This window comes from Pseudomonas sp. PS01270, from assembly GCF_029959775.1.
In the GTDB taxonomy this organism is placed as follows: domain Bacteria; phylum Pseudomonadota; class Gammaproteobacteria; order Pseudomonadales; family Pseudomonadaceae; genus Aquipseudomonas; species Aquipseudomonas atacamensis.
In genome coordinates this window covers 40,351-65,636 of record NZ_JASCPT010000009.1, presented here as the reverse complement: position 1 = coordinate 65,636, position 25,286 = coordinate 40,351, and the positions used below count along the sequence as shown (strand labels likewise).

The window sequence follows — 25,286 nt, the reverse complement described above, 5'->3', positions numbered from 1 at the left end:
CCCTCAGCGCCGCGTACTTGTCTCAGAGCGACATGTTCATAAAGGAACGTTCATCTGCCCAAATTTCCGCTGTTTTGCCGACGTGAAGCGATGCTATTTTCGGTAACGAAACTGTAACATTCGCATCCGCAGTCAAAACAAGAAAACTGGAGCTCTTGAATGTTTGCTTTCTTTCGTCCTGCCGCACATCAGGCTCCATTGCCTGAAGAAAAAATAGACAGCACCTACCGCCGCCTGCGCTGGCAGATCTTCGCCGGTATCTTTATCGGCTACGCCGGTTACTACCTGCTGCGCAAGAACTTCTCCCTGGCTATGCCGTACCTGATCGATGAAGGCTACAGCCGTGGCGACCTTGGTCTGGCGATGTCGGCGATCGCCATCGCTTACGGTTTGTCCAAGTTCCTCATGGGCCTGGTGTCCGACCGTTCCAACCCGCGCTTCTTCCTGCCGTTCGGTCTGCTGGTCTCGGCCGGGGTGATGTTCATTTTCGGTTTCGCGCCGTGGGCAACGTCCAGCGTGACGATGATGTTCATCCTCCTGTTCATCAACGGCTGGGCGCAGGGCATGGGCTGGCCGCCAAGCGGGCGGACCATGGTGCACTGGTGGTCGCAGAAGGAACGCGGCGGCGTGGTGTCGGTGTGGAACGTGGCGCATAACGTCGGCGGCGGTCTGATCGGCCCGCTGTTCCTGATCGGCATGGGCCTGTTCAATGACTGGCATGCGGCGTTTTACGTCCCGGCAGCAGTCGCATTGGGGGTTGCTGTGTTCGCCTTCATCACCATGCGTGACACCCCGCAATCAGTCGGCCTGCCGCCAATCGAGCAGTACAAGAACGACTACCCGGAAGGCTACGACGCCAGCCACGAAGACGAATTCAGCGCCAAGGAAATTTTCGTCAAATACGTGCTGCGCAACAAAATGCTCTGGTACATCGCTCTGGCCAACGTCTTCGTCTACTTGCTGCGCTACGGCGTGCTGGACTGGGCGCCGACGTACCTGAAGGAAGCCAAGGGCTTCACCGTGGATAAGACCTCGTGGGCCTATTTCTTCTACGAGTGGGCAGGCATCCCGGGCACGCTGCTGTGCGGCTGGATGTCGGACAAGATCTTCCGTGGCAACCGTGGCCTGACCGGCATGGTGTTCATGGCCCTGGTGACTGTGGCGACTCTGGTGTACTGGCTGAATCCGGCCGGCAATCCGATGGTCGACATGATCGCCCTGCTGTCGATCGGCTTCCTGATCTACGGCCCGGTGATGCTGATCGGCCTGCAAGCGCTGGAACTGGCGCCGAAGAAAGCCGCCGGTACCGCAGCGGGCTTCACCGGTCTGTTCGGTTATCTTGGGGGTTCGGTCGCGGCCAGTGCGGCGATGGGCTACACCGTTGACCACTTCGGCTGGGATGGCGGTTTCGTGCTGCTGGTCGGCGCTTGCCTGCTGGCGATGGCCTTCCTTGCGCCAACGCTGTGGCACAAGCAAGTCGCCAGTCAGAGCCGTGAAGCGGTCGCCTGATCGCTGTGTGATTTACAGCGCTTGAGCCGCGCCTCCAGATTGCGGTCTGGCATGGCGTGGCTGCGCAGGGCGTGCGCGGTCTGCTCGACATAATCGCGAGTGGTGCCGTAACGCCCGCTGGCGCTGGCGAACACCTGGCTGAGCACATGATCCGGCAAGTTGCCGGCATAGCTCGGCAGGTGACGCTCCAGAACGAATCCCAAGGCCTGCACCTGAGTGCCATCTTCGAGCCGGCAATTGAGCCAGTGCGGGCGATACGAGGGAAACGGCATCTCGCGTTTCCACAGCGCATACAGCGCGGTATCGAGATTGTCTTCCGGCAAGCGGTAGGCAAAGCCACTGCATGAACCGCCGCGATCCAGACCGAACACCAGACCGGGCATTTCCGGGGTACCCCGATGCTCGTGGGACCACAGGTACAAGCCGCGATGATAGCCATGCACGCGACCGCGCATGCGCTCAACCGCCGTGCATTCCGGCCGCCAGATCAGCGAGCCATAGGCGAACAGCCACACCGGCCCGCCCTTGTGGCGCGCCATGGTCGATTGCATGGAAGCGAGAAGTTGTTCGTGCGTCAGCTGCGGCCCAAGATCGAGCCGCGGAGGGTAAGCCAGGTTCAGAATTGCGTTTTCAATGGCGCTCATGGCGAATAGCGTTCAGCTCCCCGCGGGTGAAGAATTACTTAATAGAACGCACCGCTGTAACAATAAGGCACATATGTTTTAAGGCAAATTAAGTGCCACTGCTTAATTGCCTGATCGATATATAACCTAGCGGTATTTGCCTAATTAGATAAATACCGATCGGCTATATACCAAGTTATAAGTCTCAGGAGCGCGGCGCGTAGGCGAAGACGTCGGCGCGCATCTGATGCGCGTCCATGCCCGCCTCGACCAGCGCATCCAGAGTGCCGTAAACCATCGCCGGCGAACCGCTGGCATAGACGTGCAGCGCCTTCAGATCGGGGAAATCCTCACAAACCGCCTCGTGCAACATTCCGCAGCGCCCTTCCCAGCCACACTGGTCGCTGACCACTTTGTGCAGGAACAGATTGGGCAGCTTCAGCCATTCATCCCAGTGCTCGATCTGATAAAAATCTTCCGGGCGGCGCACGCCCCAGTACAGATGCACCGGATGCTTGAAACCTTCAGCGCGGCAATGTTCGATCAGACTGTGAATCTGGCCCATGCCGGTGCCGGCGGCGATCAACACCAGCGGACCGTCGGGCAGCTCCGCAAGATGTGTGTCACCGAACGGCAGCTCGACACGCACCATCGGGTTGCGTTGCAGCTGCTCGATCAGGTTCAACGCACTGGTTTCGCGCGCCAGCACATGGATTTCCAGATCACGTCCGCCGTGGGGCGCCGAAGCCATGGAGAACGCCGATTTCTCACCGTTCTCACGCTCGATCATCAAATATTGCCCGGCGTGATAGCGCGGCGGCTTGCCTGCTGGCGCACGCAGACGCACGCGCCAGGTGTCGCCGCCGACCTCGCGACACTCGATGACCTGACACGACAGGCTGCGCACCGGCAGTTCACCCAGCGCGAGCACGCCATCCCACAGCAGCACGCAGTCTTCCAGCGGTGCGGCGATGCAGGTGTAGAACTCGCCATGATCGTGGACTTTGCCGGCCTGCTCGACGCGGCCTTCGACCAGCAGCGCTGCACACACGTGGCAATTGCCGTTGCGGCAGCTTTGCGGGCAGTCATAGCCCAGGCGCCGCGCACCGTCGAGAATCCGCTCACCGGGCTGTATTTCGAGCACTGCTCCGGAAGGCTGCAGGGTTACACGCATCAATCTATTCCTAACTGATTCCAGATGGCATCGATCCGTTGGGTGACGGCGTCGTCCTTGACGATCACGCGGCCCCACTCGCGGGTGGTTTCGCCCGGCCACTTGTGGGTGGCATCCAGGCCCATTTTCGAGCCCAGGCCGGAAATCGGCGAGGCGAAGTCGAGATAGTCGATCGGCGTGTTATCAATCATCACCGTATCGCGCTTGGGGTCCATGCGCGTGGTGATGGCCCAGATCACGTCGTTCCAGTCGCGGGCGTTGATATCGTCGTCAGTGACGATAACGAACTTGGTGTACATGAACTGTCGCAAAAACGACCAGACGCCGAGCATCACGCGCTTGGCATGCCCCGGATACGACTTCTTCATCGTCACCACAGCCATGCGGTACGAGCAGCCTTCCGGCGGCAGGTAGAAGTCAGTGATCTCCGGGAACTGCTTCTGCAGAATCGGTACGAACACTTCGTTCAGCGCCACGCCGAGAATCGCCGGCTCATCCGGCGGCCGCCCGGTGTAGGTGCTGTGGTAGATCGGTTTGATCCGGTGGGTGATGCGCTCGACGGTGAACACCGGGAAGCTGTCGACTTCGTTGTAGTAACCGGTGTGGTCGCCATACGGGCCTTCGTCGGCCATTTCGCCGGGATGAATCACGCCTTCAAGAATGATTTCGGCGGTGGCCGGCACTTGCAGATCGTTGCCACGGCACTTGACCAGTTCCGTGCGATTGCCGCGCAAGAGCCCTGCGAAAGCATATTCGGAGAGGCTGTCAGGTACCGGCGTCACGGCACCGAGAATCGTCGCCGGATCGGCGCCAAGGGCCACGGACACCGGGAACGGCTGGCCCGGGTGCTTCTCGCACCACTCGCGAAAATCGAGAGCACCGCCACGGTGACTGAGCCAGCGCATGATCACCTTGTTGCGGCCGATCACTTGCTGGCGGTAGATGCCGAGGTTCTGGCGTTCCTTGTTCGGACCTTTGGTGACCGTCAGACCCCAGGTGATCAGCGGGCCGACGTCGCCGGGCCAGCAGGTCTGCACCGGCAACATCGCCAGATCGACGTCGTCGCCTTCGATGACCACTTCCTGGCACACCGCGTCTTTGACGACTTTCGGCGCCATCGAAATGATCTTGCGGAAGATCGGCAGTTTCGACCACGCGTCCTTCAAGCCCTTCGGGGGCTCCGGCTCCTTGAGAAAGGCCAGCAGCTTGCCGATTTCGCGCAGTTCGCTGACCGACTCGGCGCCCATGCCCATAGCCACGCGCTCGGGGGTGCCGAACAGGTTGCCGAGCACCGGAATGTCGTAACCGGTGGGCTTCTCGAACAACAATGCCGGGCCTTTGGCCCGCAGCGTGCGGTCGCACACCTCAGTCATCTCCAGCACCGGCGAGACGGGAATCTGGATGCGTTTCAACTCTCCGCGCTGCTCAAGCTGCTGCACGAAATCCCGAAGATCCTTGAATTTCATTGACGATGGCACCCTCAAAATAGGCGTACATCCTACCTGCTCTGAGGGGCAAACAGCAGCCCGTCATTGCTCGATTGTGGCCCCCGCGCTGCGGCGAAGGCGCAGGCCTCGAACTCGGGAGTGCGCTGCCGACGCCGCAAAATCCGCCCATCAACAGATATCCGTGATGGGCCCGAGATTTTTCGGGGCAAAAAAAACGCCCCCTCGCGGGAGCGTCCTTTTGTTGAAACGCCAGCGTATTACTTGCGTTTCATCGACAAGAAGAACTCGTCGTTGGTCTTGGTCGTTTTCAGCTTGTCGACCAGGAACTCGATGGCGGCGACTTCGTCCATCGGGTGCAGCAGCTTGCGCAGAATCCACATGCGCTGCAGTTCGTCGTCGGCGGTCAGCAACTCTTCGCGGCGGGTGCCGGAGCGGTTGATGTTGATGGCCGGGAACACACGCTTCTCGGCGATCTTGCGATCCAGAGGCAGTTCCATGTTGCCGGTACCCTTGAACTCTTCGTAGATCACTTCGTCCATCTTCGAGCCGGTTTCAACCAGCGCGGTGGCGATAATGGTCAGCGAGCCGCCTTCTTCGATGTTACGCGCGGCACCGAAGAAACGCTTCGGCTTCTCGAGGGCGTGGGCATCGACACCACCGGTCAGGACCTTGCCGGAGCTCGGGATCACGGTGTTGTAGGCACGGGCCAGACGGGTGATGGAATCGAGCAGGATCACCACGTCTTTCTTGTGCTCGACCAGGCGTTTGGCCTTCTCGATTACCATTTCAGCAACCTGCACGTGACGGGTCGGCGGCTCGTCGAAGGTCGAGGCAACCACTTCGCCGCGCACGGTGCGCTGCATTTCGGTCACTTCTTCCGGACGCTCGTCGATCAACAGCACGATCAGGTGAACTTCAGGATTGTTACGGGCGATGTTCGCTGCGATGTTCTGCAGCATGATCGTTTTACCGGCTTTCGGCGGTGCGACGATCAGACCACGCTGGCCTTTGCCGATCGGTGCGCACAGGTCGATCACGCGACCGGTCAAATCTTCGGTGGAACCGTTGCCGGCTTCCATCTTCATGCGCACGGTCGGGAACAGCGGCGTCAGGTTCTCGAAGAGAATCTTGTTTTTCGCGTTCTCCGGACGATCGAAGTTGATCGTGTCGACCTTGAGCAGGGCGAAATACCGCTCGCCTTCCTTCGGAGGGCGGATCTTGCCAACGATGGTGTCACCGGTGCGCAAGTTGAAGCGGCGGATCTGGCTCGGCGAGACGTAGATGTCGTCAGGGCCGGCGAGGTAGGAAGCGTCTGCGGAGCGCAGGAAGCCGAAGCCGTCCTGGAGAATCTCCAGCACGCCATCACCGGAGATTTCCTCGCCGCTTTTCGCGTGCTTTTTCAGCAGGGAGAAAATCACGTCCTGCTTGCGCGAACGGGCCATATTTTCTATGCCCATCTGTTCGGCCAATTCGAGCAGTTCGGTAATCGGCTTTTGCTTGAGTTCAGTCAGATTCATATAGGAATGACGTAATCATTTATGGAGGGGGGGAAATTAAGCTTTTGGCTTAATGAGGCCGCGCCGCGGAGAAGGCGACAGGATCGCGAACTAATTCGAAAAGGAGTGCGTCGGCGACGGCTAGCAGGGGGCATTGGAGAAACCAGTGCGGGGCCGAATGTACCACCTGAGTTTCGGAGCGTCTAGCCCTGAATACGCAAAAAGCCCCGCGATTTGCGGGGCTTTTTTTCAGCGTTTTACTGCGACGCTCAGATGTTGGCGTCGAGGAACGCCGCCAGCTGCGACTTCGACAGTGCGCCGACCTTGGTCGCTTCAACGTTGCCGTTCTTGAACAGCATCAGCGTCGGGATACCACGCACGCCATGCTTGGCCGGGGTTTCCTGGTTTTCGTCGATGTTCAGTTTGGCGACGGTCAGCTTGCCTTTGTAAGTCTCGGCAATCTCGTCCAGAACCGGTGCGATCATTTTGCAAGGGCCGCACCATTCAGCCCAGTAGTCGACCAGGACAGCGCCTTCGGCCTTGAGTACGTCGGCTTCGAAGCTAGCGTCGCTAACGTGTTTGATCAGATCGCTGCTCATGGAATTCTCCAGGTTGTAAGCAAAAAAACGTGGCCCATCATAGCCGCCCTTCCCTTGTTCAGGAAGCCGCAGATGATTGAGTGTTGCTATGGCCCTTGATGAGTTTGGGTATAGCTCAAGTCACGCCGTGGCGGGAGCGATGAAGGCGATTCCGGTGCGCAGGGCGGCGTTGCGCACGTGTTCCTGCATGGCTTTCTGCGCCGCCCCCGACGCGCGGCGCGCCAGGGCACGGAGGATCTTGCGATGTTCCTGCCAGGTTTCCATGGCGCGCTCGGCGCGGATGAACGGCAGTTTCTGGCTCTCGAGAAAGATCTCGGCGCTGGCGGTGAGGATGCTCAGCATCGCCTGGTTGCCGCTGGCAAGAAGGATGCGCCGGTGGAATTCGAAGTCGAGTTTCGCCGCTGCCTCAAAGTCGCCGAGCTTCAATTGCTCGCGCATGGCCGCAACGTTGTCTTCCAGCGCATCCAGATCGAACGTGCTCAACGTCACCGCCGCCAACCCTGCTGCAAACCCTTCGAGCGCATAGCGCAATTGAAAGATATCCAGCGGTGATGCCTGCGCCGCAAACGACCAGCCTGGCGCGTTGTCGCCGCGCGACAATTCGACCGGTGACTGCACGAACACGCCCTTGCCCGGCTGAATGCTGACCACGCCCAGTGCACTGAGCGACGACAGCGCTTCACGCAACGATGCCCGACTGACGCCCAGTTGCAGCGCCAGATCCCGTTGCGAAGGCAACGCATCGCCAGCGCCGAAGCCCTGTTCGGTGATCAGTTTGCGGATCGCTTGCAGCGCCACTTCGGGTACGGCGCGGGAGATCGAATTCATGATGTGCGGACGCGTCAGGGCCAAGGTGCGGCTAGTTGTAAAGCTATTCGTCGAGTCCGGCAAGTCGTGCCCCAGCGGGGTTCGGCGCGCACTGCCGATGCGCCATCGCAGTGCGAAAACCGAGTTGACTGTTCAGACCAGTAAGACCGAACCAAGCCGCTGATGCCGCGGCCTGCCGGGGCGAAATCCGCCTGTTGGCACGGCCCATGCTCTGTCCGATCGCAGCAACCACTTCCCGCCGATCCGGAGATTGTCCATGACCCAGCGTTACAGCGCCCTCCTCGCTTCCCTGTTTGCCGGCCTGCTGCTGTGCCAGGCCCCCGCTCACGCCGACGGTCTGGACGACGTGGTCAAACGCGGCACGCTGAAAGTCGCCGTGCCCCAGGACTTCCCGCCGTTCGGCTCGGTCGGCCCGGACATGAAACCGCGCGGCCTGGATATCGACACGGCGAAACTGCTCGCTGACCAACTCAAGGTCAAACTTGAACTGACCCCGGTCAACAGCACCAACCGCATCCCGTTCCTCACCACCGGCAAAGTCGATCTGGTGATTTCCAGCCTCGGCAAAAACCCCGAGCGTGAGAAAGTCATCGACTTCTCCCGCGCCTATGCGCCGTTCTACCTCGCCGTGTTCGGTCCGCCAGACGCTGCGATCACCAGCCTCGACGACCTCAAGGGCAAGACCATCAGCGTCACCCGGGGCGCCATCGAAGACATCGAGCTGAGCAAAGTCGCCCCCGAAGGCGTGACCATCAAACGTTTCGAAGACAACAACTCGACCATCGCTGCTTATCTGGCAGGCCAGGTCGATCTGATCGCCAGCGGCAACGTAGTGATGGTGGCCATCAGCGAGAAGAACCCCAAGCGCGTGCCGGCGCTGAAAGTGAAGCTCAAGGATTCGCCGGTCTACGTCGGTGTGAACAAGAACGAAGCGGCGTTGCTGGCCAAGGTCAACGACATCCTCAACACCGCCAAGGCTGACGGCGCACTGGAAAAGAACTCGCAGACCTGGCTGAAAGAGCCGCTGCCGGCCGATCTCTGATCGACTGCGCGGGAGACCTTCATGGCTTATCAGTTCGATTTTATGCCGGTGGTAGAAAACACCGACCTACTGCTGCGCGGCGCACTGTTCACCCTTGAGCTGACCGCCATTGGCGCGCTGCTCGGGGTTGGCGTGGGCATTGTCGGCGCGCTGGTGCGAGCTTGGCAGATTCGCCCGTTCTCGGCGATCTTCGGCGTCTACGTCGAGTTGATCCGCAACACGCCGTTTCTGGTGCAACTGTTCTTCATCTTCTTCGGCCTGCCGTCGCTCGGCGTGCAGATTTCCGAATGGCAGGCGGCGGTGCTGGCGATGGTGATCAACCTTGGCGCCTATTCGACCGAAATCATCCGCGCCGGCATCCAGGCGATTCCGCGCGGGCAGCTGGAAGCGGCAGCGGCACTGGCGATGACGCGCTTCGAAGCGTTCCGCCACGTCGTCCTGCTGCCAGCGCTGGGCAAGGTCTGGCCGGCGCTGAGCAGCCAGATCATCATCGTCATGCTCGGTTCGGCGGTGTGTTCGCAGATCGCCACGGAAGAATTGAGCTTCGCCGCCAACTTCATTCAGTCACGCAACTTCCGCGCCTTTGAAACCTACGCGCTGACCACCCTGATTTACCTGTGCATGGCGCAGCTGATCCGCCAATTGCTCAACTGGTTCGGCCGGCGGTTCATTTCGAGGAGCAGCCAATGAGCGATTTCACTTTCTGGGACATCCTGCGCAACCTGCTCACCGGCCTGCAATGGACGCTGGCGCTGTCGCTGGTGGCGTTCATTGGCGGCGGCCTCGTCGGCCTGCTGATTCTGGTGATGCGAATCTCCAAGAACACGCTGCCCAGCAGCATCGCCCGCACCTGGATCGAGCTGTTTCAGGGCACGCCACTGTTGATGCAGCTGTTTCTGGTGTTCTTCGGTGTGGCGCTGGCCGGGATCGAGATTTCGCCGTGGATGGCCGCCGCGATCGCTTTGACCTTGTTCACCAGCGCCTATCTGGCGGAGATCTGGCGCGGTTGCGTCGAGGCTATTCCCCACGGTCAGTGGGAAGCTTCGTCGAGCCTGGCGCTCAATCCGCTCGAGCAATTGCGCTACGTGATTCTGCCGCAAGCGCTGCGCATCGCCGTGGCGCCGACCGTAGGCTTCTCGGTGCAAGTGGTCAAAGGCACAGCGGTGACCTCGATCATCGGCTTCACCGAACTGACCAAGACCGGCGGCATGCTCGCCAATGCCACGTTCGAACCGTTCATGGTCTACGGCCTCGTCGCCCTCGGCTACTTCCTGCTCTGCTACCCCTTGTCCCTCAGTGCGCGCTACCTGGAAAGGAGACTGCATGCCTCTGCTTAGAATTTCCGCCCTGCATAAATACTACGGCGATCACCACGTACTCAAAGGCATCGACCTCAGCGTCGAGGAAGGCCAGGTCGTGGCGATCATCGGCCGCAGCGGCTCGGGCAAATCGACTCTGTTGCGCACACTCAACGGCCTGGAGTCGATCAACGACGGCGTGATCGAAGTCGACGGCGAATACCTCGACGCCGCCCGCGCTGATCTGCGCAGCCTGCGACAGAAGGTCGGCATGGTCTTCCAGCAGTTCAACCTGTTCCCGCACCTGACCGTCGGGGAGAACGTCATGCTCGCGCCGCAAGTGGTGCAAAAAGTACCCAAGGCCAAGGCTGCCGAACTGGCGCGCGAAATGCTCGAGCGAGTCGGGCTCGGGGAGAAATTCGATGCTTTCCCGGATCGCCTGTCCGGCGGGCAGCAACAGCGGGTGGCGATTGCCCGGGCTTTGGCGATGTCGCCGAAGGTGCTGCTGTGCGATGAAATCACTTCGGCACTGGACCCGGAACTGGTCAATGAAGTGCTCAGCGTGGTGCGGCAGTTGGCCAAGGAAGGCATGACGCTGATCATGGTCACCCACGAGATGCGCTTTGCCCGAGAGGTGGGCGACAAACTGGTGTTCATGCACCATGGCAAGGTGCATGAGGTGGGCGATCCGAAGGTGTTGTTTGCCAATCCGCAGACGGTCGAGCTGGCGAACTTTATTGGCACGGTGGAAGCGACAGCCTGAAAGGCCCTCTGTCCTGTTGATCGTTCCCACGCTCCGCGTGGGAATGCAGCCAGGGACGCTCCGCGTCCCAAAAGCGGACGCAGAGCGTCCGGTGAGGCATTCCCACGCGGAGCGTGGGAACGATCAGGTTCGGGGTGCGCGCTCCGGCGGTTTGAACCATGTGCGTTGGCGCCAGCGTTTGATCGTGGCACGATGTCGGGGTTATCGACCGAGACCCCCTGACCATGCCGCAATCCCAAGCCAAGAATCTGTCCCTGATCGCCGCAATCGACCTGGGCTCCAACAGCTTTCACATGGTCGTGGCCAAGGCCCAGAACGGCGAAATCCGCATCCTCGAGCGCCTCGGCGAGAAGGTGCAACTGGCCGCTGGCATCGACGATGCGCGCCAGCTCAACGAAGAATCGATGCAGCGCGGCCTCGATTGCCTCAAGCGCTTTGCCCAACTGATCAACGGTATGCCGCTCGGCGCCGTGCGCATCGTCGGCACCAACGCCCTGCGTGAAGCACGCAACCGTGGCGAGTTCATCCGCCGCGCCGAGGAAATCCTCGGCCACACGGTAGAAGTCATCTCCGGCCGTGAAGAAGCGCGCCTGATCTATCTCGGCGTTTCGCACACACTCGCCGACACCCCAGGCAAACGTTTGGTCGCCGACATCGGCGGCGGCAGTACTGAATTCATCATCGGCCAGCGCTTCGAGCCGTTGCTGCGCGAAAGCCTGCAAATGGGCTGCGTGAGTTTCACCCAGCGCTACTTCAAGGACGGCAAGATCACCCCGGCGCGCTACGCCCAGGCCTACACGGCGGCGCGCCTGGAGATCATGAGCATCGAGCACGCCCTGCATCGCCTGACCTGGGATGAAGCCATCGGCTCCTCCGGTACGATTCGCGCCATCGGCCTGGCCCTGAAGGCTGGCGGCCACGGCAGCGGCGAGGTCAACGCCGAAGGCCTGGCGTGGCTCAAGCGCAAATTGTTCAAGCTCGGCGACGCCGACAAGATCGATTTCGAAGGCATCAAGCCTGACCGCCGCGCGATCTTCCCGGCGGGCCTGGCGATTCTCGAAGCGATCTTCGACGCCCTCGAACTGCAACGCATGGATCATTGTGAAGGCGCGCTGCGTGAAGGCGTGCTCTACGACCTGCTCGGCCGCCATCATCACGAAGACGTGCGCGAACGCACCCTGACCTCGCTGATGGAGCGCTATCACGTCGATCTGGAACAGGCGGCGCGGGTCGAGCGCAAGGCCCTGCACGCGTTCGATCAGGTCGCCGTCGACTGGGAGCTGGATGACGGCATCTGGCGCGAACTGCTCGGCTGGGCGGCGAAAGTACACGAAGTCGGCCTCGACATCGCTCACTATCACTACCACAAGCACGGCGCCTACCTGATCGAGCACTCCGATCTGGCCGGCTTCTCCCGCGAGGATCAGCAGATGCTCGCGCTATTGGTGCGCGGGCACCGGCGCAATATTCCCAAGGACAAGTTCGCCGAATTCGGCGATGACGGCATCAAGCTGATTCGCCTGTGCGTGCTGCTGCGGTTCGCCATTCTGTTCCATCACATTCGCGGAACCCAGGCGATGCCGCAGGTGGCGCTGCATGCCAATGGCGACCATCTCGATGTGGAATTCCCGGAGAACTGGCTGGATGAAAATCAGCTGACCCAGGCGGATTTCGGGCTTGAGGCGGACTGGTTGACGCGGGTGGGGATCGTCCTCACGGTGCATTGACACTGATTGTGGCGAGGGGATTTATCCCCGCTGGCCTGCGCAGCAGGCCCGATTTTGACTCAAGGGGTCGCTTCGCGCCCAACGGGGATAAATCCCCTCGCCACAGGTCGGAATCACTGTAGGTACAAAAAAGGCGATCCCGAGGGATCGCCTTTTTTATTGGGCTGACGGTCAGCTGCTCACCGGCAAGATCGGGCTGCCCAACCGCTCCAGCAACGTCGCCTGCGCACTGCGCGGGTTCTGGTTGCCGGTGGGCGTGTTGCGGATGTAGCGGCCGTCCGACTGCAAACTCCAGCTGTGGGTGTTGTCGGTCAGGTACAGCTCCAGCTCCTTCTTGACGCGGGTCAGCAGCTTCTTGCCTTCCACCGGGAAGCAAGTCTCGACGCGCTTGTCGAGGTTGCGCTCCATCCAGTCGGCACTGGAAAGGAACATCTGCTCGTCGCCGCCGTTGAGGAAGTAGAACACCCGCGTGTGCTCGAGGAAGCGGCCAATGATCGAGCGTACATGAATGTTGTGCGAGACCCCGGCGATGCCCGGACGCAGGCAGCACATGCCGCGCACCACCAGATCGATGCGCACGCCGGACTGGCTGGCCTTGTACAGCGCGCGGATGATCTTCGGATCGGTCAGCGAGTTGAACTTGGCGATGATGTGCGCCGGTTTGCCTTCGAGGGCGAACTGGGTTTCGCGGGCAATCATGTCGAGCATGCCCTTCTTCAGGGTGAACGGCGCATGCAGCAGCTTTTTCATGCGCAACGTCTTGCCCATGCCGATCAACTGGCTGAACAGTTTGCCGACGTCCTCGCACAAAGCGTCGTCGGAGGTCAGCAGGCTGTAGTCGGTGTAAAGCTTGGCGTTACCGGCGTGGTAGTTGCCGGTACCGAGATGCGCATAACGGACGATTTCGCCAGCCTCACGGCGCAGGATCAGCATCATCTTGGCGTGGGTCTTGAAGCCGACCACGCCGTAGATCACCACCGCACCGGCCGCTTGCAGACGGCTGGCCAGTTGCAGGTTGGATTCCTCGTCAAAGCGCGCACGCAGCTCGATCACGGCGGTGACTTCCTTGCCGTTACGCGCGGCGTCGACCAGCGCATCGACGATTTCCGAGTTGGCGCCGGAGCGGTAAAGCGTTTGCCGTACGGCCAACACATGCGGGTCTTTCGCGGCCTGACGCAGCAGGTCGACCACCGGGGTGAACGACTCGAAAGGGTGCAGCAAGAGGATGTCCTGCTTGCTGACCACACTGAAGATGTTTTCACTGTTCTGCAGCAGTTTCGGGATCTGCGGGGTGAACGGCGTGTATTGCAGCTCCGGATGGCTGTCCAGGCCGGTGATGCTGAACAGACGCGTCAGGTTGACCGGGCCGTTGACCTGGTAAAGCTCGGTCTCGCTCAGGTTGAACTGCTTGAGCAGATAGTCCGAGAGGTGTTTCGGGCAAGTGTCGGCGACTTCCAGACGCACCGCGTCACCGTAACGCCGCGAGAACAGCTCGCCACGCAGGGCGCGAGCGAGGTCTTCGACGTCTTCGGAATCGAGCGCCAGGTCGGCGTTTCGGGTCAGACGGAACTGGTAGCAGCCTTTGACCTTCATGCCCTGGAACAGGTCATCGGCGTGGGCGTGGATCATCGACGACAGGAACACATAGTTGTCGCCGGCGCCGCCGACTTCTTCCGGCACCTTGATGATCCGAGGCAGCAGACGCGGTGCCGGAATGATCGCCAGACCGGAGTCGCGACCGAAGGCGTCGATACCTTCGAGCTCGACGATGAAGTTCAGACTCTTGTTCACCAGCAACGGGAACGGGTGCGTCGGATCGAGGCCGATCGGGGTGATGATCGGCGCGATCTCGTCGCGGAAATAGCGGCGAACCCAGGTCTTGAGCTTGGTCGTCCAGTTGCGCCGACGGATGAAGCGCACCTGATGCTTTTCCAGCTCCGGCAGGAGGATGTCGTTGAGGATCGCGTACTGGCGGTCAACGTGACCGTGAACCAGTTCGCTGATCCGCGCCAGCGCCTGATGCGGCTGCAAGCCGTCAGCGCCTGCCTGCTCGCGGGCAAAAGTGATCTGCTTTTTCAGCCCGGCGACGCGGATTTCGAAGAATTCGTCGAGGTTGCTGGAGAAGATCAGCAGGAACTTCAGCCGCTCCAGCAACGGGTAGGACTCGTCCAGCGCCTGTTCCAGCACGCGGATGTTGAACTGCAATTGCGAAAGCTCGCGGTGGATGTACAGGCTGCTGTCATCCAGGCCGGGAATGGCGATCGCCGGTACCGCCACAGCGGTTTCGGCAACCGGCGCGGGTGGCGCAGGCTCCAGTTCCGGCGGGGTTTCGGTGATTTGCTCGACCACCGGCTGAGCTTCTTTTACGGCAACTTCAGTGAGTCCTTCGGTATTCATGGAATGTTCCTGGGAGGGCTATTTCTGCTCTCGTAACAATTGAGCGGCACGAACGGCAAAGTAAGTCAGGATGCCATCTGCACCGGCACGTTTAAAGGCGGTCAGTGACTCGAGGATCACCGCTTCGCTCAACCAGCCATTCTGGATAGCGGCCATGTGCATGGCGTATTCGCCACTGACCTGATAGACGAAGGTCGGCACCTTGAAGGCATCTTTGACGCGAAAAAGAATGTCCAGGTAGGGCATGCCCGGTTTGACCATGACCATGTCCGCACCTTCGGACAAGTCGGCACCGACTTCGTGCAGCGCTTCGTCACTGTTGGCCGGGTCCATCTGATAAGAGGCCTTGTTGGCCTTGCCGAGGTTCGACGCCGAACCCACGGCATCGCGGAAAGGGCCGTAGTAGGCGCTGGCGTATTTGGCCGAGTAGGCCATGATGCGCACGTTGACGTGGCCGGCAATTTCCAGCGCCTCACGAATCGCCTGGATGCGACCGTCCATCATGTCCGACGGCGCCACCACCTGCGCGCCGGCTTCGGCATGGGACAGCGCCTGACGCACCAGCGCATCGACGGTGATGTCGTTCTGCACGTAGCCGTCTTCGTCGAGAATGCCGTCCTGACCGTGGGTGGTGAACGGGTCCAGCGCCACGTCAGTGATCACGCCCAGCTCCGGGAACCGCTCACGCAGGGCGCGAGTGGCGCGCTGGGCGATGCCTTCGGGATTCCAGGCTTCGGCGGCATCGAGGGATTTCAGTTCAGGCGGGGTAACCGGGAACAGCGCCAGCGCCGGAATGCCCAGCTCGACCCACTTCGCCGCTTCTTCAAGCAGCAGATCAATGCTCAGTCGCTCGACGCCCGGCATCGAGGCCACGGCTTCGCGGCGGTTTTCACCGTCGAGCACGAACACCGGCAGAATCAGATCATCGACCGTCAATACGTTTTCACGCACCAGGCGCCGCGAAAAATCATCACGACGATTGCGACGCAGACGAGTGGCAGGGAACAGACGATTGGCGGGGGTAAAGCTCACGGCAGACTCCTGAGCCCGGGCAAACGGGCGAGCGTGACAGTTATAGACGGCCATTATGACTAACAGATGACAGTTATGTGTGCTCTGTGACAGGTAGCCGCAATCCATTGTCGATGTAGGAAATGTTCACGTCGAGACACATTTGGACACTTTCATGAATGTGCCCGAAGGGTTAGGCTGCGCGTTCATTTCGCCAGCACCCAGACAATGCTCCAACAATTTCTGCACGACTTTGGCTACTTTGCCTTGTTTCTCGGCACGTTCTTCGAAGGCGAAACCATTCTGGTGCTCGCAGGCTTCCTTGCGTTCCGTGGATACATGGACATCAACCTGGTGGTGGTCGTGGCGTTCTTCGGCAGTTATGCCGGCGATCAGCTGTGGTACTTCCTGGGGCGCAAGCACGGGCGCAAATTGCTTGCGCGCAAACCGCGCTGGCAGATGATGGGCGACCGCGCGCTGGAGCACATCCGCAAACATCCGGACATCTGGGTCCTGAGCTTCCGCTTCGTTTATGGCCTGCGCACGGTGATGCCGGTGGCGATCGGCCTGTCCGGTTATCCACCGGGACGTTACTTGCTGCTCAACGGCATCGGCGCGGCGATCTGGGCCACCGCGCTGGCTGCGGCGGCTTACCACTTCGGCGCAGTGCTGGAAGGCATGCTCGGCAGCATCAAGAAGTACGAGCTGTGGGTGCTCGGCGCATTGCTGATCCTCGGCCTGGGCCTGTGGCTGCGGCGCCGCTTCAAGAATGCGCAACTGGCGAAGAAAATCTATCAGGACGAGCAGCTCGCCAAGGCCGCCGAAGCAGAGCAGTTGCGCCAGGCCGAAGCGACCCCTCCTGCCGGGCCGAAAACGCCAGCCGAATAAGCCATTCGCTGGCGACTGCCATGCGCATTCAAGGCAAATAATGAACACCCCGCCGCCGTTGCGATCCATTGAGAGAGCGCTCTGTTCCCGCGCGCGTCAGCCATGCCCCTATGGCCACGCGCGACGATTTAAGGGACATTGAGCGCCATGAATCTGGAGAGAAGCCCATGAGCAAAAAAGTTGCAGTGATCCTGTCCGGCAGTGGCGTGTACGACGGCGCCGAAATCCAGGAAAGTGTCATCACCCTGCTGCGCCTCGACCAGCGCGGCGCGCAGGTGCAGTGCTTCGCGCCAAACATCGCGCAATTGCATGTGATCAACCACCTGACCGGCGAAGAAATGCCGGAATCGCGCAACGTACTGGTGGAATCGGCGCGCATTGCCCGGGGCAACGTCAAGGATATCCGCGACGCCGACGTCGAAGACTTCGATGCGCTGATCGTGCCCGGCGGCTTTGGCGCGGCGAAGAACCTGTCGAACTTCGCCATCGAAGGCGCCGGCTGCACCGTGCAACCTGAAGTGCTCGCCCTGGCCGAAGCATTTGCCGAAGCGGGCAAACCGGTCGGGCTGATCTGCATCTCCCCGGCGCTGGCAGCGAAAATCTATGGCCCGGGCGTGACCTGCACCATCGGCAACGACGCCGACACCGCTGCGGCCATGAACAAAATGGGCGCCACCCACGAAGAGTGCGCTGTGACCGAAATCGTCGAAGACAAGGCGCGCAAACTGGTCACCACCCCGGCGTACATGCTGGCGCAGACCATCAGTGAAGCGGCTTCGGGGATCAACAAACTGGTCGACCGCGTGCTCGAACTGACTCACGAAAACGACGCTTGATCCCTCGCCGTAGATGAAACCAAATGTGGCAGCGAGCTTGCTCGCGAATGCGTTGTATCAGCCAACATCAGGTTGTATGACACACAGATTTCGCGAGCAGGCTCGCTCCCACAGCGATTGTGCAAGACTCAGGGCGTGCGGGTGAGTCGGGTCAGGATCCGATCCAGCGCATTGGCAAACGCCTGCTTCTCGCGTTCGCCAAACGGCGCCGGCCCGCCGCTCATCTGGCCCTGCTCTCTGAGGTCGGTGAACAGGTTACGCACTGCCAGACGCTCACCCATGTTCTGCGCATCGAACTCCTTGCCGCGCGGATCCAGCGCCGCCACGCCCTTCTTCACCAGCCGATCGGCCAGCGGAATATCGCTGCAGATCACCAGTTCGCCCGGCACCGCATGCTCGACCAGATAATCATCCGCCGCATCCGGCCCGCTCGGCACCACGATCAGTTTGACGATGGCCAGCCCCGGTTTGGTCTGCGGCTGCCCGGCTACCAGCACCACTTCGAACTGGCGCTTTAACGCGAACTTCACCACCAGATCCTTCGCCGCCCGCGGACAGGCGTCGGCATCGATCCATACACGCATGTTCTTGCCTCCAAAAAATTCGCGAGCAGGCTCGCTCCCACAGGATACATACCGAACCTGTGGGAGCGAGCCTGCTCGCGAATATGAGCGCAGCGAATGCCTTTATGCAGCCGAAACCCGACGCTTCTCCGCCACCCAACTACGCCCATACAGCACAGCAATCGCCACAATCGCCACCACCTGCGCGGTCAGCGAATAGGCATCGGCATGGATCCCCAGCCAGTCGAATTCAAAGAACGCCACCGGCCGTGTGCCGAAGATCCCGGCTTCCTGCAAGGCCTTGACGCCATGCCCGGCAAACACCACCGACAACGCGCACAACAGCGCGGCGTTGATGCTGAAGAACAGCGTCAGCGGCAGTTTCGCTGAGCCGCGCAGGATAACCCAGGCCAGACCGACCAGCAGCACCAGCGCCGTGGCACCGCCAGCCAGCACCGCGTTGTGCCCGGCAGGCCCGGCCTGCAGCCACAGGGTTTCGTAGAACAGAATCACCTCAAACAATTCGCGATAGACCGAGAAGAACGCCAGGATCGCAAAGCCGAAACGACCACCGCCGCCGACCAGACTGCTCTTGATGTAATCCTGCCAGGCCGCCGCGTGACGGCGGTCATGCATCCACACGCCGAGCCACAACACCATGACGCTGGCAAACAGCGCGGTGGCGCCTTCCAGCAACTCACGCTGCGAACCGCTGACATCGATCACATACGCCGCCAGCGCCCAGGTGCCCAAGCCCGCCAGCAACGCCAGGCCCCAGCCAACGTTGACACTGCGCACCGCTGACTGCTGACCGGTGTTGCGCAAGAAGGCGAGGATCGCCGCCAGCACCAGAATCGCTTCCAGGCCTTCGCGCAGCAGAATCAGCAGACCGGAGATGTAACTCAGCGACCAGCTCAGACCATCGCTGCCCAGCAGACCGGCGGACTCCTTGAGTTTGGCCTTGGCCGCGTCCAGACGCTGCTCGGCCTGCTCGACCGGCAGACCGTCCTGCAGCGACTGCCGGTAAGCCATCAGCGATTTTTCGGTGTCCTTGCGCACGTTGGCATCGACGTTGTCCAGCGAGCTTTCGACCAGCTCGAAGCCTTCCAGATATGCCGCTACCGACAGGTCATAGGCCTGATCATGTTCCCCGGCGCGGTAGGCCGCGAGGCTCTTGTCCAGCGTGGCGGCGGTGTAATCGAGCAACTGCGCCGGACCGCGTTTGACCTGCGGTGGTTGTGCGCGCTGGGCACGGAACGTCGCCGCGACCTCTGCGCCCTCGGCAGCCTGCACCTCGGCCGGGGTCTGGCGGGCCAGGTCGGCGATGTTGTAGACCTTGTCGGACTTGGCGGCCGCCGCATCGGCACTGAAGCCGGCGATGTAGGTGGCCAGATCCCAGCGCTGGCGATCATCGAGCTGATCGGCAAACGCCGGCATGTCGGTGCCTTCGACGCCTTGGCCGAGGGTGCTGTAGATCGCGTACAGGCTCAGGTGATCCATGCGCGCAGCATCGCGCAGGTTGGCTGGCGCAGGGGTCAGACCGACGCCGGCCGGGCCGTCGCCCGCGCCAGTGTCGCCGTGGCACACCGAGCAGTTCTGCGCATACAACGGCGCACCGCGTGTCGGGTCCGGGGTGATGATCGGTGCCTGGCTGACTTCATAAGCCACCGCCAGTTTCGCCCCCAGCTGTCGGGCCTGACGGGCGACATCGGCACCGTCCTGCTTCGCAGTGATGGCGGCGTGCAAAGACTCCACGCCCTGTTCCAGCGCGGCTTTTTCCGGTTTGGCCGGTAATGCAGTGATCAAGCCTTGCAGAACCTGAGTGAATTCCAGCTGCTCGCGGTATTCGCCATCGTCGATGACTTTGCCTGCCGCGACCGTCGGCGGGTAATCGGCACTGATGTAATCGAGCAGGTGCAACGCTTGCGGCGCGCCTTCCACGGTATCGGCCAGCAGCGGCAGGCTGCTCAGGGACAATAACGGGAACAGCAGCCAGGCCAGCAATCGGGACGAGGCAGTCATGAACGAATCTCAAATGGAAATGCGAAGTTACATATTGTTCACTTCGAAGACATTTCTCTCAAGCTTTGTCGGCGTTTCGCTTTGATTGGCAGGAAATACCCGGCAGACGGCAGCAGCGTTTGTCGCCGAGTATTGCCGCACTACCCGCTGCCGATTGAGCCTCGACACGTTCGATCAAGATCGCAGCCATTTGCCATCATCCACTTTATACTGCCCGCCCCAGAGCATTTGCGCGCAAGGAATCAACCTCAATGCGGAGTCTTCCGTTCGTTTTGCTGCTTTGCGTCGCTGTTCAGTTGAGCGGTTGTGCCGCTTATCGCAACTACGATCTTGAAATGCAGCAGACCACCGAGCAAATGACCCGGGGCAATCTGACCGGGGCTCTGGCACTGGTGGAAATGAACAACCCGTGGGAAGACAAGGATCTGCTGTATTACCTGGAAAAAGGCGCGATCCTCAGCGCTGGCAGTGCCCTGCCCGACAGCCAGGACGCCTGGCGCAATGCCGACCGGATGATCTTCCAGCGCGAGGAAGCCAACCCGTCCGGCGCGATGAAATTACTGGCCCGTTTCGGTGATGAAATGGGCACGATGCTGGTCAACGACAAGCTGCGGCGCTATGAAGGCTACGATTACGAAAAGGTCATGTTGACTACGCAAATGGCCTTGAACCAGCTATCCGTCAATGACTTTGCCGGCGCCCGCGCAGACATCAGGAAAACCCACGAACGCGAAGCATTGATCGCCCGCCAGCGTGAAAAGCAATACGAAGCGGCCGAGGAACAGGCGAAAGCTCAGGGCAAAATTCTCCATTACAAAGAACTGGAAGGCTACCCGGTCGCCTTGCTTGATGCGCCGCAGGTCGTTGAGCTGAAAAACGGCTACCAAAGTGCGTTCAGCCACTATCTGGCCGGATTCACCTATGAAGCCCTCGGCGAGCGCGCCCTCGCGGCGGCCGGTTATCGTCAGGCGATCGAACTGCGGCCGGACATGCCCTTGCTGCAAAAGGCCCTGCGCAATCTCGACAAACCGCCAGCGAAAGCCGATGAAAGCGATGTGTTGCTGATTATCCAGAGTGGCCTGGCTCCGGCTCGCAGCTCAGTGCAAGTGCCGATCCCGGTTCGTCTGAACGAAACGCTGGTCATCATCGCGCCCATTTCATTCCCGGTGATGCTGCCGGACGCAGTTACGCCCAACTTCAGCCATATCACCATAGACGGTCGCAAACAGCCGTTGGTAGTGATCAACAGCGTGACTGACATGTCCATGCGCACACTGCGCGACGACATGCCGCAAATCATCTCGCGGGCGATGTTCCGCGCCAACATGGCCGCCATCGGTCAAGCGCAGGAAAACGAGCGCAACCCGGCGAAAGCCTCGTTGATCGTCACTCAGCATGATCCGTTCGAAGAAGCCGACACCCGCACATGGCGAGCGTTGCCGGACAAGACTCTGGTCGCCCGCCTGCGCTTGAAGAAAGGCCTGCATACCTTCCGTTTTGCGCCTGCGTCCATAGACCACCCTTTTGAAATGCGCGTCGACCAGGACTGCCAGATTCTGCACCTGCGGGTATTCCGGGATCAGGTCTATACCGTCGGATCAGCCTTTGTACCGAATCAAAAACCCGCGTCGGATAAACCCGCTTCTGCGGAGAAGTGATGGCACCGCATCTGAAAATGCACCCAAAAAGCTATTACATAGCCATCACGCCACGTTTATAATGCCGCGCCCTCGCCCAGCGAGCCGGCATCAAAAGCTCCTCACCCATGAGGAATTGGCAGGAGGCCAGCGCCGCCGTCGATAGGTCACACCAGCCCGACCAGCACACGCGGCTGCAAGTTTTGTTACTCAGGGAAGAAGTACCCATGGCATTCCGCGCTCCCATGCTGCTCGCGCTCAGCGCTGTCACGCTGTTGTCCGGCTGCGCAGCGTTTCGCAACTACGATTCCGAACTGGCCCAGACCAATCAGCAACTGGCATCCGGCAACGTCGACGCGGCGCTGACCCTGCTGGAAAAGAACAACACCGGCACCGACAAAGACCTGCTCTATTACTTCGAGAAAGGTGAACTGCTGCGCGCCAAGGGCGACCTGTCGGGCAGCCAGAACGCCTGGGGCAGTGCCGATCAGGTGGTCGGTCAGTGGGAAGACGCGGTCAAGCTCGACTCGGCCAAGTACCTGGCACAGTTCGGCAGCTTCATCGTCAACGACAAGGTGCGTCGCTACGAAGGCTATGACTACGAAAAAGTCATGCTGACCACGCAGATGGCCCTGAACCTGTTGGCGGTCAACGATTTCGATGGCGCCCGCACGGCGATCAAAAAGACCCACGAACGCGAAGCGGTGATCGCCGACCTGCGCGACAAGGAATACCTCAAGAGCGAAGAAGAGGCCGAGAAAGAAGGCATCAAGACCCAGTACAAGGATTTGCAGGGTTATCCGGTGGCCAGCCTCGACGCGCCGGAAGTGGTCGGCCTGAAGAACAGCTACCAGAGTGCGTTCAGCCATTACCTGGCCGGTTTCGTTTACGAAGCTTTGGGCGAGAAGGATCTGGCCGCGCCGGGTTATCGCAAGGCTGCCGAACTGCGCCCGAACACGCCGTTGCTCGAGCAGGCGCTGGTCAATCTCGACAAGCCTTCCAAATCCGATGACAGCGACATTCTCATCGTCGTGCAGAGCGGTCTGGCCCCGGCCCGCGACTCGATTCGCGTACCGCTGCCGCTGCCGATTTCCAACAACGTAGTGATCACTCCGCTGTCGTTCCCGATCATCAAACCGGACACCTCCACAGCGCCGTTTGCGCAGATCGGCGTCGACGGCAAGCAAGTCGACCTGACCGCGCTGAACAGCACCACCGCCATGTCCCGCCGCGCTCTGCGTGATGACATGCCGGGGATCATCGTGCGCACCACCGTGCGCGCGATCACCAAAGGCGTGGCGCAGAAGCAGATCAACGAAACCAATCCGCTGGCCGGTCTCGCCGTGGGTATTTCTTCAGCGGTGCTTGAAGGTGCCGATACCCGTACATGGCGCACCCTGCCGGACAACACCCAAGTGGTGCGTCTGCGCCTGAAAAAAGGTGAGCATCAGGTTACCCTGCCGAGCGCCGTGGGCGGCTCGGTGGTCAAGGTCACTGTCGACCAGCGCTACCAAGTGATCAGCCTGCGTGCCGTGGGCAACCAGGTATTCGCTGGCGGCATCGCTGCTCACGTAATGCCGAGCGCTGCCGCGACCAACGTCGCCAGCCTCAAACAACCTTAAGAACGGAGTCTTTGCAATGCGCTTGAAGATCATCGCCGTCGCCGCCCTCGCCTTGCTGGCAGGCTGCGCCACCCCGCCACCGCCGGAGCCGGGCAGCGCCGCGAGCAAAGTCGTGGCCATGGGCCCGCAGAAACACATCGTCGTCGGCGCCATGCGCGTGGCTCGTGAAAACGGCTTCATGACCGTCAACGTGCAGTTGAGCAACACCCTCAACAGCAACAAGATTTTCTACTACCGCTTCGCCTGGCTTGGCGCCGAAGGTTTCCCGGTTGCCGAAGAAGAAGTGTGGAAAAGCCAGATGATGTACGGCGCCCAGACCAGCTTCATTCAGGCCATCGCGCCGACCCCGAAAGCCGTGGATTTCCGTCTGGAAATCAAGACGCCGTAAACCCGCCACCCTATTTCTGATTGAGAGAGCTTTCTCATGTTTGCACGCTTTTCCTGCATCGCCGTCATCGCCCTGCTCGCCTCCGGTTGCGCCAACACTTCGCCGACCCTGGGCAGCAAGAACATCAGCTACGGCGACACCAAAGCGGTTGAAACCGTGACCAACGAATTCGGTTCGACCGACCTGCAAATGATCGCCGAGTCGATGACCCGCTCGCTGGCCCAGTCCGGCATCCTGCAGGGTCGTCCCGTAGTTCAGGTCTACGATGTGAAGAACAAGACCAGCGAGTACATCGACACCCGCGAAATCACCACCAGCATCAAGACTCAGTTGATGAAGACCGGTGTTGCGCGCTTCGCCAGCGACAACAATGCGATGCAGAGCCAGGTTGACCAGCTCAAGCTGCAAAACCAGAGCGGCCTGTACAAGAAAAGCACCGTGGCCAAGACCGGCAACATGGTTGCCGCCAAGTACCGCATCGAAGGCTCGATCAGCTCGATCGTCAAGCGCAGCAGCGACTACAAGGACGTCTTCTACAAATTCAGCCTGCAGTTGATCGACGTCGAAAGCGGTCTGGCCGAGTGGATGGACGAAAAAGAGATCCGCAAAACCACGGAGCGTTAATCGATGCGCACATGGATTGGCATGATGGCCCTGGCTTGCGCCTTCAGCGCGCAGGCGGCCCCGAAAGTCGCGGTGACGGATCTGGCGTATCAGGAGCGCGTGGAGCAATACATCCACATCGTTTCGGCGCAGAGCAATCACCGCGAGAGTTACTACAGCGCCAGCGGTTCTTCGAGCTACAACGAGATCGAAGCGACCACCAGCTACATCGAACAGGGCGAGTTGCGCAAATTCACCGGCGACATAAAGGGTGAAATCCTGCGTACCGGCATGTTCCAGCTGGTGCAGGGCACGCCGTACACCGCCTCGTCCAAAGGCGATGTGTATGACGTGATCAGGCGCATCAAGGCCGGCAACTTCAAAGGCGCCGACTACGTGCTGTTCGGCACCGTGTCCGATATCGACTTCACCCAGGACATCAATGAGCTGGCGCACACCGACAGCTATTCGGCGGTACTGGGCCTGACGCTGGTGGCGGATTTCAGTCTGATCAACACCAAGACCTACGAGATCACCTCGGCCTTCACGGCGATGGGTGAAGCGCAGGACACCAAACTGGTGAACCATCGCGACATCAAGATCTCGCTGAACCGTCCGCGGGTGGTGCGTGAGGTGTCCAAGGCCTTGGGCGAAGACGTGGCCGGGCAACTGAGCATGCAGCTCGGTGGTGGTGACGGTTATGAGCAGCCGCGTGAAGCGCCGCAGCGCAACAATCTGCCGCGTGATACGGCACCGGTGATCTTACGCTGAGCCGGATCTGAGGACTTTTGTGGCGAAGGGCTCTGTGGCGA

The 25,286-nt window shown here is 60.7% G+C and carries 23 protein-coding genes; 13 read left to right on the top strand and 10 right to left on the bottom strand.

Going from position 1 to position 25,286, the window contains the following annotated elements; all coding sequences use genetic code 11:
- Positions 1–159 precede the first annotated feature (159 nt).
- Positions 160–1,509, top strand: a complete 1,350-nt coding sequence (glpT, locus tag QMX86_RS05530) for a glycerol-3-phosphate transporter (RefSeq protein WP_024014747.1) — start codon at positions 160–162, stop codon at positions 1,507–1,509.
- Here glpT and QMX86_RS05525 read toward each other — a convergent pair.
- The 6 genes from QMX86_RS05525 to QMX86_RS05500 form a co-directional block, all read right to left on the bottom strand.
- A complete protein-coding gene (locus tag QMX86_RS05525; protein ID WP_024014748.1) occupies positions 1,485–2,153 on the bottom strand; it encodes a gamma-glutamylcyclotransferase in 669 nt (222 codons plus the stop codon). The genes glpT and QMX86_RS05525 overlap by 25 nt on opposite strands.
- Positions 2,154–2,337: 184 nt before the next feature.
- A complete protein-coding gene (locus tag QMX86_RS05520; protein WP_282386257.1) occupies positions 2,338–3,306 on the bottom strand; it encodes a CDP-6-deoxy-delta-3,4-glucoseen reductase in 969 nt (322 codons plus the stop codon).
- Positions 3,306–4,772 carry a 4-hydroxy-3-polyprenylbenzoate decarboxylase gene (ubiD, locus tag QMX86_RS05515; RefSeq protein ID WP_039757427.1) on the bottom strand — a complete coding sequence of 489 codons (1,467 nt, stop codon included), beginning with the start codon at positions 4,770–4,772 and terminating at the stop codon, positions 3,306–3,308. The genes QMX86_RS05520 and ubiD overlap by 1 nt, the downstream gene beginning before the upstream one ends.
- A gap of 239 nt (positions 4,773–5,011) precedes the next feature.
- On the bottom strand, positions 5,012–6,271 hold the full coding sequence (rho, locus tag QMX86_RS05510) for a transcription termination factor Rho (protein ID WP_003229334.1): 1,260 nt from the start codon (positions 6,269–6,271) through the stop codon (positions 5,012–5,014).
- Positions 6,272–6,519: 248 nt separating this feature from the next.
- Entirely contained in the window at positions 6,520–6,849 is a 330-nt protein-coding gene (trxA, locus tag QMX86_RS05505; RefSeq protein WP_003206727.1) for a thioredoxin TrxA, read from the bottom strand.
- Between the two features lie 120 nt (positions 6,850–6,969).
- The gene (locus tag QMX86_RS05500; RefSeq protein WP_073471078.1) at positions 6,970–7,677 is read right to left on the bottom strand and encodes a FadR/GntR family transcriptional regulator; all 708 of its coding nucleotides are present in this window, start codon (positions 7,675–7,677) and stop codon (positions 6,970–6,972) included.
- A gap of 256 nt (positions 7,678–7,933) precedes the next feature.
- On the opposite strand from QMX86_RS05500, the gene QMX86_RS05495 reads away from it, so the two are divergent.
- The 5 genes from QMX86_RS05495 (at position 7,934) to ppx (ending at position 12,507) form a co-directional block, all read left to right on the top strand.
- Positions 7,934–8,719, top strand: a complete 786-nt coding sequence (locus QMX86_RS05495) for a transporter substrate-binding domain-containing protein (RefSeq protein WP_041476905.1) — start codon at positions 7,934–7,936, stop codon at positions 8,717–8,719.
- Between the two features lie 21 nt (positions 8,720–8,740).
- Entirely contained in the window at positions 8,741–9,409 is a 669-nt protein-coding gene (locus QMX86_RS05490) for an amino acid ABC transporter permease (RefSeq protein WP_282386262.1), read from the top strand.
- On the top strand, positions 9,406–10,056 hold the full coding sequence (locus QMX86_RS05485) for an amino acid ABC transporter permease (RefSeq protein WP_016772621.1): 651 nt from the start codon (positions 9,406–9,408) through the stop codon (positions 10,054–10,056). Before QMX86_RS05490 ends, QMX86_RS05485 begins: the two co-directional genes overlap by 4 nt.
- Positions 10,043–10,780 carry an amino acid ABC transporter ATP-binding protein gene (locus tag QMX86_RS05480; RefSeq protein WP_256807805.1) on the top strand — a complete coding sequence of 246 codons (738 nt, stop codon included), beginning with the start codon at positions 10,043–10,045 and terminating at the stop codon, positions 10,778–10,780. Before QMX86_RS05485 ends, QMX86_RS05480 begins: the two co-directional genes overlap by 14 nt.
- Positions 10,781–11,004: 224 nt before the next feature.
- On the top strand, positions 11,005–12,507 hold the full coding sequence (ppx, locus tag QMX86_RS05475) for an exopolyphosphatase (RefSeq protein ID WP_041476907.1): 1,503 nt from the start codon (positions 11,005–11,007) through the stop codon (positions 12,505–12,507).
- Between the two features lie 171 nt (positions 12,508–12,678).
- Here the strand turns inward: ppx and ppk1 are convergent, their stop codons facing one another.
- Together ppk1 and hemB are read right to left on the bottom strand one after the other, a co-directional pair.
- Positions 12,679–14,904, bottom strand: a complete 2,226-nt coding sequence (gene ppk1 / locus QMX86_RS05470) for a polyphosphate kinase 1 (protein WP_016772619.1) — start codon at positions 14,902–14,904, stop codon at positions 12,679–12,681.
- Positions 14,905–14,922: 18 nt separating this feature from the next.
- A complete protein-coding gene (hemB, locus tag QMX86_RS05465; RefSeq protein WP_016772618.1) occupies positions 14,923–15,936 on the bottom strand; it encodes a porphobilinogen synthase in 1,014 nt (337 codons plus the stop codon).
- Between the two features lie 207 nt (positions 15,937–16,143).
- Between hemB and QMX86_RS05460 the strand changes: the two genes are divergently transcribed.
- Together QMX86_RS05460 and elbB are read left to right on the top strand one after the other, a co-directional pair.
- Positions 16,144–16,803, top strand: a complete 660-nt coding sequence (locus tag QMX86_RS05460) for a DedA family protein (protein WP_056791681.1) — start codon at positions 16,144–16,146, stop codon at positions 16,801–16,803.
- Positions 16,804–16,970: 167 nt separating this feature from the next.
- Positions 16,971–17,639, top strand: a complete 669-nt coding sequence (elbB, locus tag QMX86_RS05455; RefSeq protein ID WP_016772616.1) for an isoprenoid biosynthesis glyoxalase ElbB — start codon at positions 16,971–16,973, stop codon at positions 17,637–17,639.
- A 128-nt stretch (positions 17,640–17,767) separates the two neighbouring features.
- Here the strand turns inward: elbB and QMX86_RS05450 are convergent, their stop codons facing one another.
- Positions 17,768–18,223, bottom strand: a complete 456-nt coding sequence (locus QMX86_RS05450) for a YaiI/YqxD family protein (protein ID WP_110644479.1) — start codon at positions 18,221–18,223, stop codon at positions 17,768–17,770.
- A gap of 102 nt (positions 18,224–18,325) precedes the next feature.
- Entirely contained in the window at positions 18,326–20,224 is a 1,899-nt protein-coding gene (locus tag QMX86_RS05445; protein ID WP_076564509.1) for an FTR1 family protein, read from the bottom strand.
- A 251-nt stretch (positions 20,225–20,475) separates the two neighbouring features.
- Here QMX86_RS05445 and QMX86_RS05440 point away from each other — a divergent pair, with 251 nt between their 5' ends.
- From QMX86_RS05440 to QMX86_RS05420, 5 genes are all read left to right on the top strand, one after another.
- Positions 20,476–21,882 carry a hypothetical protein gene (locus QMX86_RS05440; RefSeq protein WP_282386767.1) on the top strand — a complete coding sequence of 469 codons (1,407 nt, stop codon included), beginning with the start codon at positions 20,476–20,478 and terminating at the stop codon, positions 21,880–21,882.
- 206 nt (positions 21,883–22,088) lie between these two features.
- On the top strand, positions 22,089–23,483 hold the full coding sequence (locus QMX86_RS05435) for a hypothetical protein (protein WP_016772612.1): 1,395 nt from the start codon (positions 22,089–22,091) through the stop codon (positions 23,481–23,483).
- A 16-nt stretch (positions 23,484–23,499) separates the two neighbouring features.
- Positions 23,500–23,871 (top strand): YcfL family protein, encoded by a 372-nt coding sequence (locus QMX86_RS05430; RefSeq protein ID WP_016772611.1) that lies wholly within the window; start codon positions 23,500–23,502, stop codon positions 23,869–23,871.
- A gap of 36 nt (positions 23,872–23,907) precedes the next feature.
- Positions 23,908–24,495, top strand: a complete 588-nt coding sequence (lpoB, locus tag QMX86_RS05425) for a penicillin-binding protein activator LpoB (RefSeq protein WP_016772610.1) — start codon at positions 23,908–23,910, stop codon at positions 24,493–24,495.
- Between the two features lie 3 nt (positions 24,496–24,498).
- A complete protein-coding gene (locus QMX86_RS05420) occupies positions 24,499–25,245 on the top strand; it encodes a penicillin-binding protein activator LpoB (protein WP_130889082.1) in 747 nt (248 codons plus the stop codon).
- The last annotated feature ends 41 nt before the right edge of the window (positions 25,246–25,286 follow it).